At 40.7% G+C, this 16,547-nt stretch carries 10 protein-coding genes and 2 tRNA genes; 3 read left to right on the top strand and 9 right to left on the bottom strand.

Features of this window, described 5'->3' with window-relative positions:
• Window positions 1-15: 15 nt before the first annotated feature.
• Complete coding sequence (gene sprA / locus KXJ59_RS00755; protein WP_295200041.1) at window positions 16-7,347, top strand: cell surface protein SprA; 7,332 nt, start codon at window positions 16-18, stop codon at window positions 7,345-7,347.
• A 365-nt stretch (window positions 7,348-7,712) separates the two neighbouring features.
• On the opposite strand, the gene KXJ59_RS00750 is transcribed toward sprA, so the two are convergent.
• From KXJ59_RS00750 to KXJ59_RS00730, 5 genes are all read right to left on the bottom strand, one after another.
• Window positions 7,713-7,786 (bottom strand) — tRNA-Pro (locus tag KXJ59_RS00750).
• A gap of 35 nt (window positions 7,787-7,821) precedes the next feature.
• A tRNA-Ser gene (locus KXJ59_RS00745) sits at window positions 7,822-7,910 on the bottom strand.
• Window positions 7,911-8,045: 135 nt separating this feature from the next.
• On the bottom strand, window positions 8,046-9,479 hold the full coding sequence (dnaA, locus tag KXJ59_RS00740; RefSeq protein WP_295200040.1) for a chromosomal replication initiator protein DnaA: 1,434 nt from the start codon (window positions 9,477-9,479) through the stop codon (window positions 8,046-8,048).
• 141 nt (window positions 9,480-9,620) lie between these two features.
• Entirely contained in the window at window positions 9,621-10,553 is a 933-nt protein-coding gene (locus KXJ59_RS00735; protein ID WP_295200037.1) for a metallophosphatase, read from the bottom strand.
• Entirely contained in the window at window positions 10,543-11,286 is a 744-nt protein-coding gene (locus tag KXJ59_RS00730; RefSeq protein WP_295200035.1) for a 5'-nucleotidase C-terminal domain-containing protein, read from the bottom strand. Before KXJ59_RS00730 ends, KXJ59_RS00735 begins: the two co-directional genes overlap by 11 nt.
• Window positions 11,287-11,397: 111 nt before the next feature.
• Between KXJ59_RS00730 and KXJ59_RS00725 the strand changes: the two genes are divergently transcribed.
• Together KXJ59_RS00725 and KXJ59_RS00720 are read left to right on the top strand one after the other, a co-directional pair.
• Window positions 11,398-11,772, top strand: a complete 375-nt coding sequence (locus KXJ59_RS00725) for a DUF3127 domain-containing protein (RefSeq protein ID WP_295200034.1) — start codon at window positions 11,398-11,400, stop codon at window positions 11,770-11,772.
• A 130-nt stretch (window positions 11,773-11,902) separates the two neighbouring features.
• Window positions 11,903-13,528 carry an FAD-dependent protein gene (locus KXJ59_RS00720; RefSeq protein WP_295200031.1) on the top strand — a complete coding sequence of 542 codons (1,626 nt, stop codon included), beginning with the start codon at window positions 11,903-11,905 and terminating at the stop codon, window positions 13,526-13,528.
• A 192-nt stretch (window positions 13,529-13,720) separates the two neighbouring features.
• Here the strand turns inward: KXJ59_RS00720 and KXJ59_RS00715 are convergent, their stop codons facing one another.
• The 4 genes from KXJ59_RS00715 to KXJ59_RS00700 form a co-directional block, all read right to left on the bottom strand.
• Window positions 13,721-14,359, bottom strand: a complete 639-nt coding sequence (locus tag KXJ59_RS00715) for a response regulator transcription factor (protein ID WP_295200029.1) — start codon at window positions 14,357-14,359, stop codon at window positions 13,721-13,723.
• A complete protein-coding gene (locus KXJ59_RS00710) occupies window positions 14,356-15,141 on the bottom strand; it encodes an ATP-binding protein (protein WP_295200028.1) in 786 nt (261 codons plus the stop codon). Before KXJ59_RS00710 ends, KXJ59_RS00715 begins: the two co-directional genes overlap by 4 nt.
• Window positions 15,120-15,779 (bottom strand): hypothetical protein, encoded by a 660-nt coding sequence (locus KXJ59_RS00705; RefSeq protein WP_295200027.1) that lies wholly within the window; start codon window positions 15,777-15,779, stop codon window positions 15,120-15,122. The genes KXJ59_RS00710 and KXJ59_RS00705 overlap by 22 nt, the downstream gene beginning before the upstream one ends.
• Before the next feature lie 89 nt (window positions 15,780-15,868).
• Complete coding sequence (locus tag KXJ59_RS00700) at window positions 15,869-16,537, bottom strand: hypothetical protein (protein ID WP_295200025.1); 669 nt, start codon at window positions 16,535-16,537, stop codon at window positions 15,869-15,871.
• Window positions 16,538-16,547: the final 10 nt, after the last annotated feature.

Here is a 16,547-nt window from a genome sequence, read left to right as displayed (position 1 = left end):
ATCAAGTGTTTCACATTGCGTTTTCGACTGCTTTTTATTATTTCACTGGCCCTGTTCTGGCAAAGTAGCTTGTTGGCTCAGCAACGAGACTCTTTACGTTATCCTATCAACGACAGGAGAGCAGATGCATTGTCTGAAAAGAGCAGGAACCCTTTCGACCTTCGCGATACTTCACTCATTAAACGTACCATTGAATACGATCCAAAGACCAAACAATATGTGATCGTTGAAAAAATAGGTAACCGGTATTACCGCACCCCCACCACATTAACTTTTGAAGAGTTCTGGCGATTACAGGCCAGAGAACAGGAAAGAGATTATTTTAAAAAACGTTCCGATGCATTAACACTGCTCAATAAGAAAGCACAACGACCACCACTGCGTGTATACAATTCTTTATTCGACCGCATATTTGGTTTAAATGATGTAATCAACAGGTATGGCGGAGATATTAAAGATGCGGTGGGTGACATAAAAAATGCAGCCGGTGAACTGGCTGCGCAAAACCGTCTTAAGATAGATATCCGCCCTACAGGTGATGTAAACATACTCGCCGGTTACCAGGGACAGAATATCAAGAATCCCACTTTACCAGAACGTGCCAGAAAAAACGGGGGTTTCGATTTCGACATGAATGCCAACCTGAACGTAAATGCGAATATTGGTAACAAACTTAAGTTCCCCATCAATTACAATACTTTATCAAACCTCAACTTCGACAACCAGATCAAGCTCGATTACAAGGGAATGGATGATGAACTGATCAAGAGTATTGAAGCAGGTAATATCTCCTTTCAATCGCGGGGAACGCTGATACCCAGTGCGCAGAATTTATTTGGTATTAAAACGCAACTGCAGTTTGGTAAATTATATGTTACAGGTGCTTTGGCCAACCAGCGTTCCAGCCGCCAGTCGGTTGCGTTACAGGGAGGAGCAGCTTCACAGAACTTCCAGAAAAGAATGGATGATTATGAAGAGAACCGTCACTTTTTATTGGGACAATATTTCAGGGATAATTATAATAAAGTAATGCGCAATCTTCCTGTGGTAAACTCACAGGTACAGATACAAAGAATGGAAGTGTGGATTACCAACCGTACAGGTGCCACCACAGATGCCCGTGATATTGTGGGTTTGATGGACCTGGCTGAAACAAGACCTTATAACCCGGCAGTTACGCCACTTACCAATAATCCTTTGCCTTATAACCAGGCAAATAATTTGTATGGTTCACTGGCCGGCGATCCGAACAGTCGAAACCCTTCATTCATCAATACACTTTTATTGTCGAAAGGGCTGAGACCGGTTGATGATTATGAAAAAACTTTTGCAAGAAAACTGGCTACCACAGAATACTCTTTTAATCCGCAGGCAGGTTTTCTTTCTATCAATACACAATTACAACCCGATGAAGTGCTGGCCGTAGCATTTCAGTACACGTATAATGGACGCGTGTATCAGGTAGGCGAATTTTCGCAGGATGTGGCACTCGATTCTGCCAGCGGTGTTCAAAAAGTATTGTTCCTGAAATTATTGAAAGCCACATCGCAGCGTATTCAGTTACCTATCTGGGACTGGATGATGAAAAACGTGTATTCGCTGGATGTATTTGGTGGTATACAAAGAGAAGAATTCAAACTGAATGTACTCTATGAAGAACCCAGTGGCGGACTGAAAAGATATTTACCCGAAACATCGCCTTCGGTAGATGGTCAGCCTTTGTTACGCATACTAAACCTCGACCGGTTGAATAATCGCAATGACCCGCAGCCCGATGGTGTGTTTGATTATATTGATGGGTTTACTGTATTGTCGCAGACAGGGAAAATTGTATTCCCCGTACTTGAACCTTTTGGGCGGGACCTCGATACACTGGCATTTGCGGGGCTCTCGGCATCGGTAAAAAATAAATACGTGTACTATGCTTTGTATGATTCAATCAAAGCCATTGCACAAACCTATGCCAACCTGAATCGTTATGTAATGCAGGGTCAGGTAAAAGGAAGCAGCAGTGGTTCGGAAATTTTCCTCAATACATTTAATATTCCACAGGGTTCTGTTACAGTTACTGCCGGCGGACAAATATTAAAAGAAGGTACTGATTATACTGTTGATTATAATCTGGGAACCGTTCGTATTCTGAATGCAGGTATTCTCAATTCGAATGTGCCTGTAAATGTTTCTTTTGAAAACAATGCGGGTTTTGGAATGCAGCAACGGGGTTTTAGTGGCTTGCGTTTGGATTATGTTGCCAATAAAAAACTTACATTAGGAGCCACAACAGTTCGGTTGGGGGAACGTCCATTTTTTACTAAAATGGGTTATGGCGATGATCCGATCCGTAATACCATGTACGGTCTTGATTTTAGTTACCAGTCTGAATTACCCGGTCTTACCAGATTATTGAATAAACTGCCATTCTATTCTACCAAAGCTACATCGGCCATTAATGCATATGGCGAAGCGGCGTTCCTGAAACCGGGTCATCCGCCACAGATTGGCAAGGGAGAACAGGGTTTGATTTTTGTGGATGATTTTGAAGGAACAAGAACCAGTATCGATCTGCGTTTTCCTTTTGTAGCCTGGGCACTGGCTTCAACACCTCAGGGCAATCCTAAATTTCCGGAAGCTACGTTAACCGATTCAATTGATTATAATTTTAACCGCGCCAAACTGGCCTGGTATAATATTGAACCGAACCTGCAGGATAAAAACAGCAGTAATAACCCATTGCGGAGAAACCTGGCTGAATTAAGTGACCCCCGCGTACGTCAGGTATTTACCAATGAATTATTTCCACAACGTACTACTAATATTACCGATGTACAGACCGCTACATTTGACCTCGCATTTTATCCTACAGAAAAAGGGCCTTATAATTTTGAAACAAGGTCCTCTGAATTTACTGCTAACGGCAGGCTGACAAAACCAGCCAACAGGTGGGGCGGTATTATGCGTGCTATTGATCAGACCGATTTTGAAACAGGTAATATAGAATTCTTTGAGATCTGGTTACAGAATCCTTTTATTTTAAATCCGGGTAGTCGCGGCGGGAAAATGTTCCTTAACCTGGGTAATATCAGTGAAGATATCCTGAAAGATGGTAAGCGTTTTTATGAAAATGGTTTGAATACACCCACCATTCCTGCATCAGTAGATAGTTCAAATACATGGGGTAAAACACCTGTTAATCCTATACAGATTACACAGGCCTTCAGTAACGATCCAAACGACAGGCCTTTCCAGGATGTTGGTTTCGATGGATTGGATGATGCGGCTGAAAGAAGAAAGAAAGGATATGTGCTAAACCGGATTTCGCAAAATTTTGGTACTGCTTCACCTGCATTTATTCAGGCACAGGAAGACCTTGCCCGCGATAACTATAAATGGTTCCGAGATAATTCATTCGACCAGTTGGGAACAGGTATTCTTGGCAGGTATAAAAATCATAATAACCCACAGGGTAATTCACCCATTGCCACAACGGGTGGACAATTTACTCCGGCAGCAACATTGTATCCGGATAACGAGGACCTGAACAGGGATAATACACTCAATGAAACAGAAGCTTATTATGAATATGAAGTAAACCTTCGTCCCGGTATGGATGTAGGTATTACACCTTATATCACAGATAAAAGAAGGATTACGGTAAATGCGGCTGATGGTACAACCAAAACAGAAGACTGGTTTCTTTTCCGTATTCCTATCCGTTCGTTCTCTAATAAAGTAGGTAGCATTTCAGATTTTAAATCGATCCGTTTTGCCCGTTTATACCTCACCGATTTTGAAGATTCTGTTGTGATTCGAATGGCACGTATGGATCTGGTGCGTAATCAATGGCGACAATTCTCCTTTAACCTCGATACAACTGGTGCATATACACCTGTGAATAATGCAGCAGGTACAACTTTTAATACACTGGCTGTTAACCTGGAAGAAAACAGCAGCAGAACACCTGTTAACTACATCATGCCTCCTGGAGTAGAACGTGTTCAGCTACTAAGTAATAATGGCGTAAACCTCCAGCAGAATGAACAGGCCATGAGTTTACAGATCAGGAACCTGGTTACTGGAGATGCCCGTGCAGTATTTAAAACACTGAACCTGGATATCAGGCAATATGGCAACCTGAATATGTTCTTTCATGCTGAATCGGTACCCGGTCAGCGCGTATTGCAGGATAATGAATTGTTTGCAGTGGTGCGTATCGGACAGGATTTCCTGAATAATTATTATGAGATTAAAGTACCATTGAAAGTAACAGCACCGGGAAATTATCCGCGTGGACAGGAAGAAAAAGTATGGCCACTTGCCAATGAACTGAATGTAAGTTTAAGAGACCTGATTGACCTGAAATTGCGAAGAAACCAACTCGGAGGAACAGTAACCAATATTTACCGTGAACGCTTTGGTGATAAAACCTATTCTGTTCGCGGTAACCCGAATCTGGGAGAAGTAAGGGGCATACTGGTGGGTGTTGAAAATCCTTACAGACCCGACGGACCCACACTTAGTTCTGAAGTATGGGTGAATGAACTGCGTTTGTCTGACCTTGATGAACGTGGCGGATGGGCAGCATTGGGAAGGGTAGACCTGTTGCTGGCCGATTTGGGAACCATGTCGGTATCGGCCAATACAAGATCGCAGGGTTTTGGTACCATTGAACAAAGGGTAAATGAACGTGCGCGTGATAACCTCATGCAGTTTGATATTGCTGCCAGTATAGATGCAGGTAAGCTCTTACCAAAGAAAGCAAGGATATCGTTGCCGGTATATGCAAGTATCAACAGAACAGTATTGACTCCAGAGTATGATCCGTTTGACAGAGATGTGCGGTATAAAGAAAAACTAAATAATAGTCCGGCCGACAAAAGAGATTCTATCAGAAAAGCAGCCGTAGACCAAACTACAATACGTACATTGAATTTCACCAATGCGCGAGTATTGCCCGGTAGTAAACAGGGTTTATTAAGCCTGAGTAATTTCGATTTCAGTTATTCCTTTACACAAACGGAGCAGAACAGTCCGGTAATTGAACAGAATAAAGTAACAAGGCATCGTGGCGGATTAGGGTATACTTACAATACACAGAGCCGTTATATTGAGCCGTTCAAGAAATTCATTAAATCAAACTCACCATGGTTTGCGTTGGTTAAAGATTTTAATTTTAACCTGCGGCCTTCCTATATCAGTTTCAGGGCAGATATACAAAGACAGTTTGGAGAATTTATTCCCCGGATTATAAACACATTTGATGGCAAGGTGGATCGTGTGGATACTACTTACGACAAATACTTTACGTTTGATCGTTTTTATAATCTTCGCTGGGACCTGAGCCGTTCACTTAACCTGGATTTTTCTGCCACAAATAATGCACGGGTAGATGAACCATTTGGAAGAATTGATACCAAGACCAAGAAAGATTCTGTGTGGAAGAATTTTATGAAAGGTGGAAGGAATACTTTGTATACCCAAAAAGCTTCGCTTAGTTATACTTTACCCCTCAATAAATTTCCTTTAACAGACTGGATCACGGCACGTTATGGATACACCACCACTTATAACTGGATAGGAGCCAGCAGACTGGCCTATAACCTGGGTAATACACTTGAAAACTCGCAGGAAAATAATTTTACTGCACAGTTTAATTTTGCGAGCCTCTATGCCAAATCGAGATGGATGAGGGCACTGGAAAATATTCCACCTCCCAAACAAAAAGGGGATACTGCAAGGAAGCAGAAAACACCATCTAATTTATTGGGCTCTACTTTATTGCCTAAATCGATTGCTTTACAGGGTTTGGCTGGTAAAGACAGAAAAGATGCCCTTAAAAAATGGCGCGCACAAAGAAGGGATGAGAAAATCGCGCAAAAATTATTGCGTGCTAATCAGTTGCCGGAATTGGGCGGGTTGGAAAGAGCAGGTGGTAAACTACTCACCATGCTTAAGAATGTATCAGTGAACTATTCAGCCAATTTCAGGAGCAGGTTGCCCGGTTATATGGATAGTACAAGATTCCTTGGGCAGAACTTTAGTAGTATGGCTCCCGGACTTGATTATGTCTTTGGCAAACAACCCGATACCGGATGGCTCAATAAAAAAGCGGCACAAGGATTAATATCGCGAGATACCACATTCAACTTCCTCTTCCGTCAGAGTTTTGAACAGCGTTTCAGCATTACTGCACAGCTTGAACCGGTAAGAGAATTGGTAATAGATATCAACCTTGATAAAACATTCACCAAAGATTATTCTGAATTGTATAAGGATACACTGGGTAATGGTAAATTTAGTCACCTGAATCCATTGGCTACAGGTGGCTTTAGTGTATCCTATATTTCATTTGGTACATTGTTTGGCAGTTATAACCCCAATGAAATATCGAAGACCTTTAAAACATTTGAAAATAACCGACTGGTTGTTTCCAGAAGGGTAGCGGAAGCCAATCCTTACTGGCAGTCATTGCCGGCAGGACAGAAATTCACTCCAGATGGTTATGCAACCGGTTATGGCCGTTATGCACAGGATGTGTTGTTGCCTTCCTTCCTGGCGGCGTACACAGGTAAGGATCCTAATGCAGTGGCGTTAATAAAACAGTCAAACCCCAATATCTCATCCAATCCTTTCAGTGGTATTTTGCCCAAACCCAACTGGCGATTGACTTATACCGGATTGACTAAATTGCCTGGATTGCAGTCGAAATTTAACAATATTACTTTAACGCATGGATATAAGGGCAACCTGAGTATGAACAGTTTCAACAGTGCCTTATTGTACACTGATCCGTTCCGTTTGGGAGGTCCGGCGTTTATTGATACGGTGAGCGGAAACTTTGTGCCTTATTTCCTCGTGCCGAATATTACCATGCAGGAAAGTTTTGAACCTTTGATTGGTGTAGACATTACCACCAATGACCAGATGAACTTTAAATTCACTTATGCCAAAGGTAGAAGACTGAGTTTAAGTTTGGTTGATTACCAGTTAAGCGAAACACGTAATACAGATTGGACATTTGGTTTTAGCTGGCGTAAAAAAGGTGTGAACCTGCCATTTAAATTACCGGGTGGAAAGGGCAAGAAATTAGAAAACGATATTACTTTCAAGATAGATCTGTCTATGCGTAATGAGTCGCTCACCAACAGCAGGCTCGATCAAACGAATGCATATGGAACAGGTGGACAGAAAGAAATTACCATACAACCTTCTATTGATTATGTAATCAATAACCGGGTAAATATCCGTTTCTTCTTCGACCAGCGAAAAGTAACGCCTTATATCTCAACATCGGCACCGAGTGTAAATACAAGGGCGGGGGTGAGTGTGCGTGTTTCGCTGGCGCAGTAGGTAGGAATCTTGCTGTTTGTATTTTACAAATTGTAAAGCCAATCTCTCCCCAATATTCAAAACTAAAAGAAGTTCTACGCACTGATAAATCGCTCACAATTTTCAGACACTGTTAACTACAGTTCCAACACTTTTGGCATAATATCATATGGGAGCTTTATGATATTATCATTTGATACTATCGTAAATAATCATTTTATCAATAAACCACAGGATAGGTAGCGATGGTTTGCAGAACCTGCGACCCTCCCGATTGCATCGGGATGCGCTATCGGTTGCTGCTGAATATGAAGAAAAGAGTCAAATAAATCTGCGATCTGACATCAACAAATAAAAAACCCCAACATTTCTGTTGAGGTTTTTCGTCGGGAAGACAGGATTCGAACCTGCGACCCCCTGGTCCCAAACCAGGTGCGCTACCGGGCTGCGCTACTTCCCGAAACCGGTATTTATGATCTCGCCTTAAACGAGAAGCGGTGAGGGCGGGATTCGAACCCGCGGTACAGTTTAACCCGTACGGCAGTTTAGCAAACTACTGATTTCAGCCACTCATCCACCTCACCGGGCTGTTGTTAGCCTATCTCTCTTTGTGGAGAGGGCTGCAAAAATAGGTTCTGAATAGATATCTGCCAAAAAATAAACCCCCGCATTTCGCAAGGGGTTTAAATATTTTTATTTCGCTATACCAATACAGGGTATTACATCGCTGCCAATTGCACTTTCTGCGTCAGTTCCATCACGTTTTCCCTGAAAATAGAGTCGGTATCCATCAGGTCTTTAACCGTTTGACAGGAATGTATTACCGTGGTATGATCGCGGCCTCCAAAATGCTCACCAATGGTTTTTAATGAGTTCTTGGTAAAAGCTTTAGCGAGGTACATGGTAATCTGACGGGCCTGTACAATTTCTCTTTTACGGGTTTTCTGTAATAATTTATCATAAGGCACATCAAAGTATTCGCAAACCATTTTCTGAATGGCATCGATGGTAATTTCTTTGCTGCTGGTTTTTACAAAATTGCGCAGCACTTTTTTGGCCAGTTCAACATCAATATCTTTTTTATTCAATGATGACTGTGCCAGTAATGAAATCAGTGCGCCTTCCAATTCTCTTACATTGGTATTGATATTGTACGCCACATATTTAACCACTTCTTTTGGCATGTCCAAACCATCATTCTTCATCTTACGCTCCAGTATCTCAATACGCGTTTCATAATCCGGCACCTGTAAATCTGCACTCAGTCCCCAGCGAAAACGACTCAATAAACGTTCCTGCATACCATCGAGGTCTTTGGGTGGTTTATCGGAAGTTAAAACCAGTTGTTTGCCGCTCTGGTGTAAATGGTTGAAGATGGCAAAAAACGCATCCTGACTTTTTTCTGCCCGGCTGAAGAACTGTACATCATCTATAATGAGTACATCGATCAGCTGGTAGAAATGAATAAAATCGTTAATGGCATTATTACGGCTATGATCCTGAAACTGGTTGATGAATTTTTCACTGCTTACATACAAAACCACTTTACCCGGATGGGTTCTTTTCACCTCATTACCAATGGCTTGGGCCAGGTGTGTTTTTCCCAAACCCACACCGCCATAAATAACAAGCGGGTTGAAAGAATTAGCGCCGGGCTTCTCTGCCACCGTTTTACCAGCCCTGCGGGCTACCCTGTTACAATCGCCCTCAATAAAGGAATCAAATATGTACATATGATTCAGCTGAGGATCAATCTGCATTTTTTTCAAACCAGGAATAACAAAAGGATTCTTCACCGGATTATCAATCACCAGTGGAAAATTCATTTCATTATTGTTATAAGTTTTCATGTTACTGGCAGGCACATCCATTGAACCACTTCTTCCATTCGTGTTTCCACTGTCAACCATGATCCGGTATTCCAGTCTTGCATCTTTACCCAGTTCGCGCTTTAAGGTTTTTGCCAACAGGTTTACATAATGCTCTTCCAGGTATTCATAAAAGAATTGACTGGGAACCTGAATCATTAAAACGTTTCCTTTCAGCTCTACAGGATTAATCGGCTCAAACCATGTTTTAAAATGTTGCCATTCTACAATGTCTTTGATGATCTTCAAACAATTGCTCCAGACTGATTCAGCATTTTTAGCCATACAAAAAATGAACAATTTTATAATGAGTTAACTTATTCGCTTTGCCTTCAAGTTATCTTATTTTTCCCACATGTGGAAATGTTGAAAAAAAACAGATACAGGGGTGCGAATATGTAGACTTTATGTTGAAAAAAAAATTTTTTATTCACTTGTTTTTTTCCCTACAACCACAGTATGGGCCTTTGCGAGTTTTTTTCTCGATAAACGAGAAAATTGATACTCCAATCTACCCAGCTGTATACCCCCAAATCCTACCTGATTTACCACCACATCCCCCCCATTTTTATTCCTGTACTTTCTGGGTTCCTCAAAAAAGCGGTGCGTATGTCCGCCAATGATCAGGTCGATGTCGTAACTCTCTTTTGCCAGCACTTCATCACTTACCTTATTTTCGGTATACCGATCGCCCAGATGCGACAAACAGATAACCAGATCGCAACCTTTTTTCTGTAACAAATTTGCTGTGGTATTGGCTGCAACAACAGGATCCTGATAAACAGTTTTGCCATATAAATTATCCGGTACCAGTCCTTTTAATTCTATACCCACACCAAACACACCAATCTGCAGGCTGCCTTTTTTGAAAATCTTATAAGGTTGTGTTTTGTTTTCCAGTTCTGTGCCCGAAAAATCGTAATTGCTCACCAGCATGGGAAAAGAGGCATGTTTTAACTGTATGGCAAAATTTTCCATTCCCAGGTCGAAATCGTGGTTACCCATGGTGGCTGCATCGTATTGCATGGCACTCATGGCTTTTATTTCTGGTTCGCCTTTATAAATATTGAAATAAGGAGTGCCCTGGAAGATATCGCCAGCATCGAGCAATAAAACCTGCTCTTCTTCCTGCCTGATCTTTGCAATCAGTGCTGCTCTTGCCGATACCCCGCCCAAGCCCTGGTTCCTGCTGCCGTCCATCGGAAAGGGATCAATACGGCTGTGAACGTCGTTGGTATGTAAAATGGTCAGTTTTTGAACCGGATCGGCCATAGCGGCCAGATCTGTCGATGGCAGTATAGATGAGGCCAATAATGCCGCACCTGTTTCCTTGATAAATGTTCTTCTGTTACTGGCCATTGGTTACTCTGTTTTCAATAACGGGCTGAATTATTTTTCCTTCTTTGGTTAATCCTGCTACATAATCAATGATTGCATCGCGCATGAGGTAGCCTCTGTTAATCTGCGGTATGGGTCTTAGCATCTCACAATCACTTCCTCCATTGGCTATATAATCAGAATGCGCCACCACATACACAGCTTCGGGGTTCAATGGTTTTCCATTGATCATTACCTGTGTGGCTTTTTTATTCCTGATTACCATGGTCACTCCTTTTGAAACAGGCCATCCGCCATCTTCTGCCATTTTATCAAGATAAGCCTGCAGAATGGATCCCTTTAACTCCTGTAATACGAGGATATTATCGAAGGGCATGATCTCAAACACTTTTCCTACAGTGATATTTCCTTTGGAGAGATAAGAACGTATACCGCCGGCATTCATGAAACCGGCATCTACTTTACGGCTGAATTTTTCTTCTGCCATCGTTTTATAGGCATCGGCCAGAAAATTACCAATTTCACTTTCAGGTCTGTTGTTATTATAATTACCCGCACTGGTGCCAATTACTTTATTCATAGTGGCATTGATGTCTTTGGCATAAGGCATCAGTAAAATATTCATGGCTGAATCTTTCTTCAGTGCCGGTTCAATACTGTATTGGGTATGTTGAAGAGATGTGGGTTGATAAAAACGGGAACAGGAGCTGAGTGCAAATAGCAGGCAATAGAAGAGGTACTTTCTCCTGTACATAGCAGTTAATGGTTAGTTTCGGAAGATACAATATAATTCAAACCACGACAGCTTTTTTTGAGGTTATAGGAAATTTTAATCCTACTTTTACGGCCATTAAATTGTAAATGAATGTCGTACGAAATCACAGGTAAACTGGTCGCCAAATTTGATATCATTCAGCGTAGTGAAACCTTTAAAACAAGAGAATTTGTGCTGGAAAAATCGGAAGATATTGGTGGCCGACTTATTACCAATTATGTAAAGTTTCAATGCGTTCAGGATAAGACCGCAATGCCCGACCGTTTTAATATTGGCGACGATGTTCGTGTACAATTCAATATCAAAGGCAGTAAATGGACAAAAGATGGTCGTGAGAACTATATTACCAATTTAGATGCCTGGCGCATGGAAGCTGTTAAGCTCGGACAGCAGGATGCTACTGCCGGAAATGGGTATAATGATATGCCACCACCGGCGGATGTAGTAGATGATCTTCCATTTTAAGAGGTCCGAAAGTCCGAAAGTCAGAAAGTCAGAAAGATGATTTTATATTTTAAAACTTTCTTTCGGACTTCCGGTCTCCGGACTTCCTGACTCAATACTCCAGAACTTTTTAGGCTAAATACCTAACAGTATGCAAGAACAACTATCACTCAGGCTTAAACCAGCAGAGGCGAACGATGAAAGTATCGTGCGCGCTTATATTTCCAGTGCAGCCGGCACCGATCTGAAAAATATTTCAGGTTTTCATTTAATCAAAAGATCCATCGATGCAAGAAGCAGACAACAGGTATGGATCAATCTTACTGTCAGGGCTTTTATTGGAGAACCTTTTATCCAAAGAAAAGCAAATACCATTCAGTTTCAGGATGTTTCAAAAGCCACTCACAAAGTAATTATTGTAGGAGCAGGTCCGGCCGGATTATTTGCCGCATTAAAGCTGATCGAAAAAGGGGTACAACCCATTTTACTGGAGAGAGGAAAAGATGTTCGTGCCAGAAGACGCGACCTGGCACAACTCAATAAAGAGGGAATTGTTAACCCTGAGAGTAATTATTGTTTTGGCGAAGGTGGAGCAGGAACTTATAGTGACGGAAAATTATATACACGGAGTACAAAAAGAGGTGATATAAACCGTATACTTCAGTTATTATACCAATTTGGTGCTGAAGAATCGGTTTTATACGATGCTCACCCGCATATAGGTACCAATAAATTGCCCCAGATTATTACTGCCATGCGTGAACAGATTCGCAACAGTGGCGGTATTTTTTTATTTGAAAAAAAAGTAACCGATCTGATACTTTCAGGCGACATCATCAAAGGAGTTAAAACCGCAGATGGGGATGAAATGGTGGCCGATGATATAATCCTTGCAACCGGACATTCAGCCCGCGATATTTTTCAACTATTGTATGATAAGCAGGTTCAGATTGACGCAAAATCTTTTGCATTGGGTGTGCGAATTGAGCATCACCAGCAACTGATCGATTCCATCCAGTATCATTGTGTGCTAAGAGATGATGCATTGCCACCTGCTTCCTATGGTTTGGTTGAGCAGGTTAACAACAGAGGTGTATTTAGTTTTTGTATGTGCCCTGGTGGCATTATTGCTCCGGCGGCAACCAACCCGGAAGAACTGGTGGTGAATGGCTGGAGTCCCAGTAAAAGAAATAACCCCTATGCCAATAGTGGAATGGTGGTTCAGGTAGAACAGGCAGATGCCATTCGTTTCTTCGAAAAAAGAAAAGACCTGCATGAGCAAGCCAAGCTTTTCTCTTTAGGGAATAAAGACCAATGGAAGGATTCGCCACTGTTATTGATGCAGTTTCAGTCAGCGATAGAAAAGATTGCATTCGCAGCCGGTGGAGGCTCTTTTGTAGCACCGGCTCAAAGAATGGCTGATTTCTGTTCGGATAAACATTCTTCCGGCCTGCCGGAATGTAGCTACCTGCCGGGGGTTAATTCAGCATCCTTGTCGGCAGTACTGCCCGATTTTGTATATAAAAGTCTGCAGGGAGGCTTTACTGCTTTTGGTAAAAAAATGAGGGGTTATTATACGAATGAAGCCATTGTAGTGGCTACAGAAAGCAGAACCTCATCACCCGTGCGTATTCCAAGAGATGCCATAAGTCTCGCGCATCCACAGTTTCATAATTTATATCCCTGTGGGGAAGGGGCAGGTTATGCGGGTGGTATTGTAAGTGCGGCGATGGATGGGGAAAGAGTGGCCAGCCGTATAATAGAAAAGGAGAAGTAATACAACTCCCCCTTTTCGATTGGTTCACTTAGTAAATGAGAAAACAGGATTGAGACAGCAATCCATTTACCCCCCTAGGTCATGGTTGCTATCTCTCTTCATCTATAGCAATAAAATCATCACTATAAACGATCCTGATGGCAAAAGTAAAAGAGGGAAATAGTCTGAACAAGGGGAAAAACACCCATTTTTTCAAAGCAGCACTAATTCGTTTTTTATTGCATATATAGCCAGTCCAACACGCGTACTTACCTGCAATTTCTGAAAAAGGGCGTCTCGATAGCCATCCACCGTACGTACACTGATACCCATTTCGTCTGCAATTTCTTTGTAGGTTTTTTCAGTACAACTCAGACGCAGAAAAATCAGTTCACCTTCGTTAATCATTATTTTTGTTTTTAACGAATCTGCATCCGATGCTTTGGTTTTCATGCGGGGTGTGAGCCATTCATTATAATAATATCCTTTTTGATACACTTCTGTTATGGCAAGCTTTAGTTCACCGGGTTCGCAATCTTTCAACAAATATCCTCTTGCTCCGTTTTTGAGCATCCTGATTACAATAAGGTCATTCTTCAGCATACTTAATGCGATAACTTTTATTGATGGGTAGTTTTGTTTAAGCCATTTGGTTGTTTCCAGGCCATCCATAACAGGCATGGTAATATCCATCAGAACAATATCGGGAAGATCTTCATTGTTTAACTGACTGATAAACTGCTCTCCATTATCAGACTCTGAGGTTACCGTAAATCCCTGTAACATGCCTATCAACACCGCCAGGCTTTTCCGGAGGATGATATGATCGTCTACCAAAGCTACTTTTATCATGTATTTGCTTCATTAAATATTAATTCAATCGTGGTTCCCTGACCTGCACTGCTTTGAATATTTACTTTTGCCCCAATCATTAAAGCACGCTGACGGATGCTGCTTAATCCCATACCAGGTTTAAATGTTTCATCAGATTCGTTAAAACCATTTCCATTGTCACTGATGATCATATGTATCTGTTGTTTCTCAATTATTAGGCGAACAGCTACTTGAGTAGCTTGTGCATGTTTGATGATATTATTGCAGATTTCCTGAAACATGCGGTATATAAAAATGGTCCTTGTTTTGTCGATCGATAACTGGTCTGTATCAGCCTGAAAAGAGGTGGAGAATATACCCGTTTTTTCCAACTGTGTCAATTCCCGCTTTATTGCAGCAATCAGACCCTCTTCAACCAGTGTATCAGCAAAATAGCCTGTACTGATAGCTCTCAACTCCTGTATGGCTTTTCCTACGAGTTCTTTTACTTCAGTTATTTTTGGGTCCTGCTGTCCTTCCATCGAAAGTATATTCAGGTTTACTTTTGCAAGGCTGAGGATTTGTCCCACATTGTCATGAATTTCCTGGCTCACTGTTTTAAGTGTATGTTCCTGCATTTCGAGTTGTGTCTGCAAAAGTTCCTGTTCAAACTGCGCCTCCATAACTTTTTTTTCATAGGCCAGTTTCTTCTTCCTGCGCTGATAGTTAATGAGTACCATCATCATGATGAGGGTAAAAAGTAACAAAAACATGGTTCCTGTTACTACACCTACTACGATTACTTTTGATACTTCTTCCATAAAATAATTGCAACTATAAAGCAGCCATATAAAACTACACTAAATACCTGTGGGAATAATCTGTAAATAGGTATTCCAAAAATCAATACTTGATTTTTACTCAGGAAAAAATAAAGTATAAATGGAATAGTACAGGTAACCCAAAAAATAAGTATTCCTAATGCAAACCAGAAATCAGGGTTGCGTAACAGTAATTCTTCCTGTTTATTACTGTAGATAATTACTTCATAAAGATATAGACATGCAATACAACTATATAAAAAACCTGTTAAACCCCAGATATTCGAAAGAAAAACACTAATATCAACAAAAAAAAATAACAACAAGATCTTTAATACAATAATCAATAATGTACTGCTAAGAATAAAATATTTCATTTTTTCAGACCTGAACATCTGATGAAACTGATAGCCCAAAAAGATTGTTTCGATTGTCGAAATAAAAAGATAAATATGATTATTCTTAAAAATACTTTTATTAGGCAGTTCTGAAAAATAAGTTGCACCCAGTTCACCGGATAGAATTACGGCTAAATAGGGGATAAAATAAACATACCTCGTCTTAGCGATGTACTTATAGTTCCAGATCGCTGTAAGAAGAGCGATACCTTCTGTAATATGATTAGGAGTTATTTTCATTTAATAATCGAGTCTTACGCCTTAATGATTCTTTTTGAGCAGTAGTCTAAAAAAGGCGAGTAAAAATATTATTTCATAGCATGATAAAATCATCGTTTTGGGAATGAATTTTTTCTCGATAAAATAATTGCAATCGTAAAGCAGCCATATAAAACCACACTGAATATTTGCGGAAAGAGTCTGTATATCGGTACTCCAAAAATCAATAATTTATTTTTGCTTAAAAAAAAGTAAAGAATAAAAGGTATAGTACAGGTGACCCAAAAAATAAGTACACCAATCGCAAACCAGAAATCTGGGTTTCTGATAAGATTTTCATCTGTTTTCTCAGTCGTAATATTTTTTTCGTATAAATAGAAGCAGGAAACGCAACTAAAGAAAAAGCCAGTAATGCCGATAGTATTGGTGAGTAAAACACTTATATCAACAAAAAAGAAAAACCATGCTGTCATAAGCGATACGAGGATGGTTGACCCTATGAAAGTAAATTGTTTTATCTTTTCTGACTGCAGGATCTGATAAAAAATGTATGCAAAAAAAATAGTTTCTACTATAGTAATTGTAAGGTAGATATGCATATTCTTTTCTGCATTCAGGTGTGGCGGACTCGAAAAATAAATGCCTCCAAGCTCTCCTAATAAAACAAAGGCTAAAAAAGGTATAAAATAGACATACCGTGTATTTTTTATATACTTCCAGTTCCAGATAGCCGTAATAAGTGCTATGGCTTCTACAATATGATTACTGATGATTTTCATCGGAAAAAAA

The sequence above is a fragment of the Sediminibacterium sp. genome (assembly GCF_019264485.1).
Lineage (GTDB): Bacteria > Bacteroidota > Bacteroidia > Chitinophagales > Chitinophagaceae > Sediminibacterium.
The sequence above is the reverse complement of the archived record's forward strand: the minus strand, read 5'-3'. Positions and strand labels throughout refer to the sequence as shown.

Bases quoted from the DNA above. Each gene is read 5' to 3' on its own strand.
- dnaA (WP_295200040.1), bottom strand. From the start codon at position 9,479: ATGGCTAAAAATGCTGAATCAGTCTGGAGCAATTGTTTGAAGATCATC.
- KXJ59_RS00715 (WP_295200029.1), bottom strand. From the start codon at position 14,359: ATGATAAAAGTAGCTTTGGTAGACGATCATATCATCCTCCGGAAAAGC.
- KXJ59_RS00735 (WP_295200037.1), bottom strand. From the start codon at position 10,553: ATGGCCAGTAACAGAAGAACATTTATCAAGGAAACAGGTGCGGCATTA.
- KXJ59_RS00700 (WP_295200025.1), bottom strand. From the start codon at position 16,537: ATGAAAATCATCAGTAATCATATTGTAGAAGCCATAGCACTTATTACG.
- KXJ59_RS00705 (WP_295200027.1), bottom strand. From the start codon at position 15,779: ATGAAAATAACTCCTAATCATATTACAGAAGGTATCGCTCTTCTTACA.
- KXJ59_RS00730 (WP_295200035.1), bottom strand. From the start codon at position 11,286: ATGTACAGGAGAAAGTACCTCTTCTATTGCCTGCTATTTGCACTCAGC.
- KXJ59_RS00710 (WP_295200028.1), bottom strand. From the start codon at position 15,141: ATGGAAGAAGTATCAAAAGTAATCGTAGTAGGTGTAGTAACAGGAACC.
- KXJ59_RS00720 (WP_295200031.1), top strand. From the start codon at position 11,903: ATGCAAGAACAACTATCACTCAGGCTTAAACCAGCAGAGGCGAACGAT.
- KXJ59_RS00725 (WP_295200034.1), top strand. From the start codon at position 11,398: ATGTCGTACGAAATCACAGGTAAACTGGTCGCCAAATTTGATATCATT.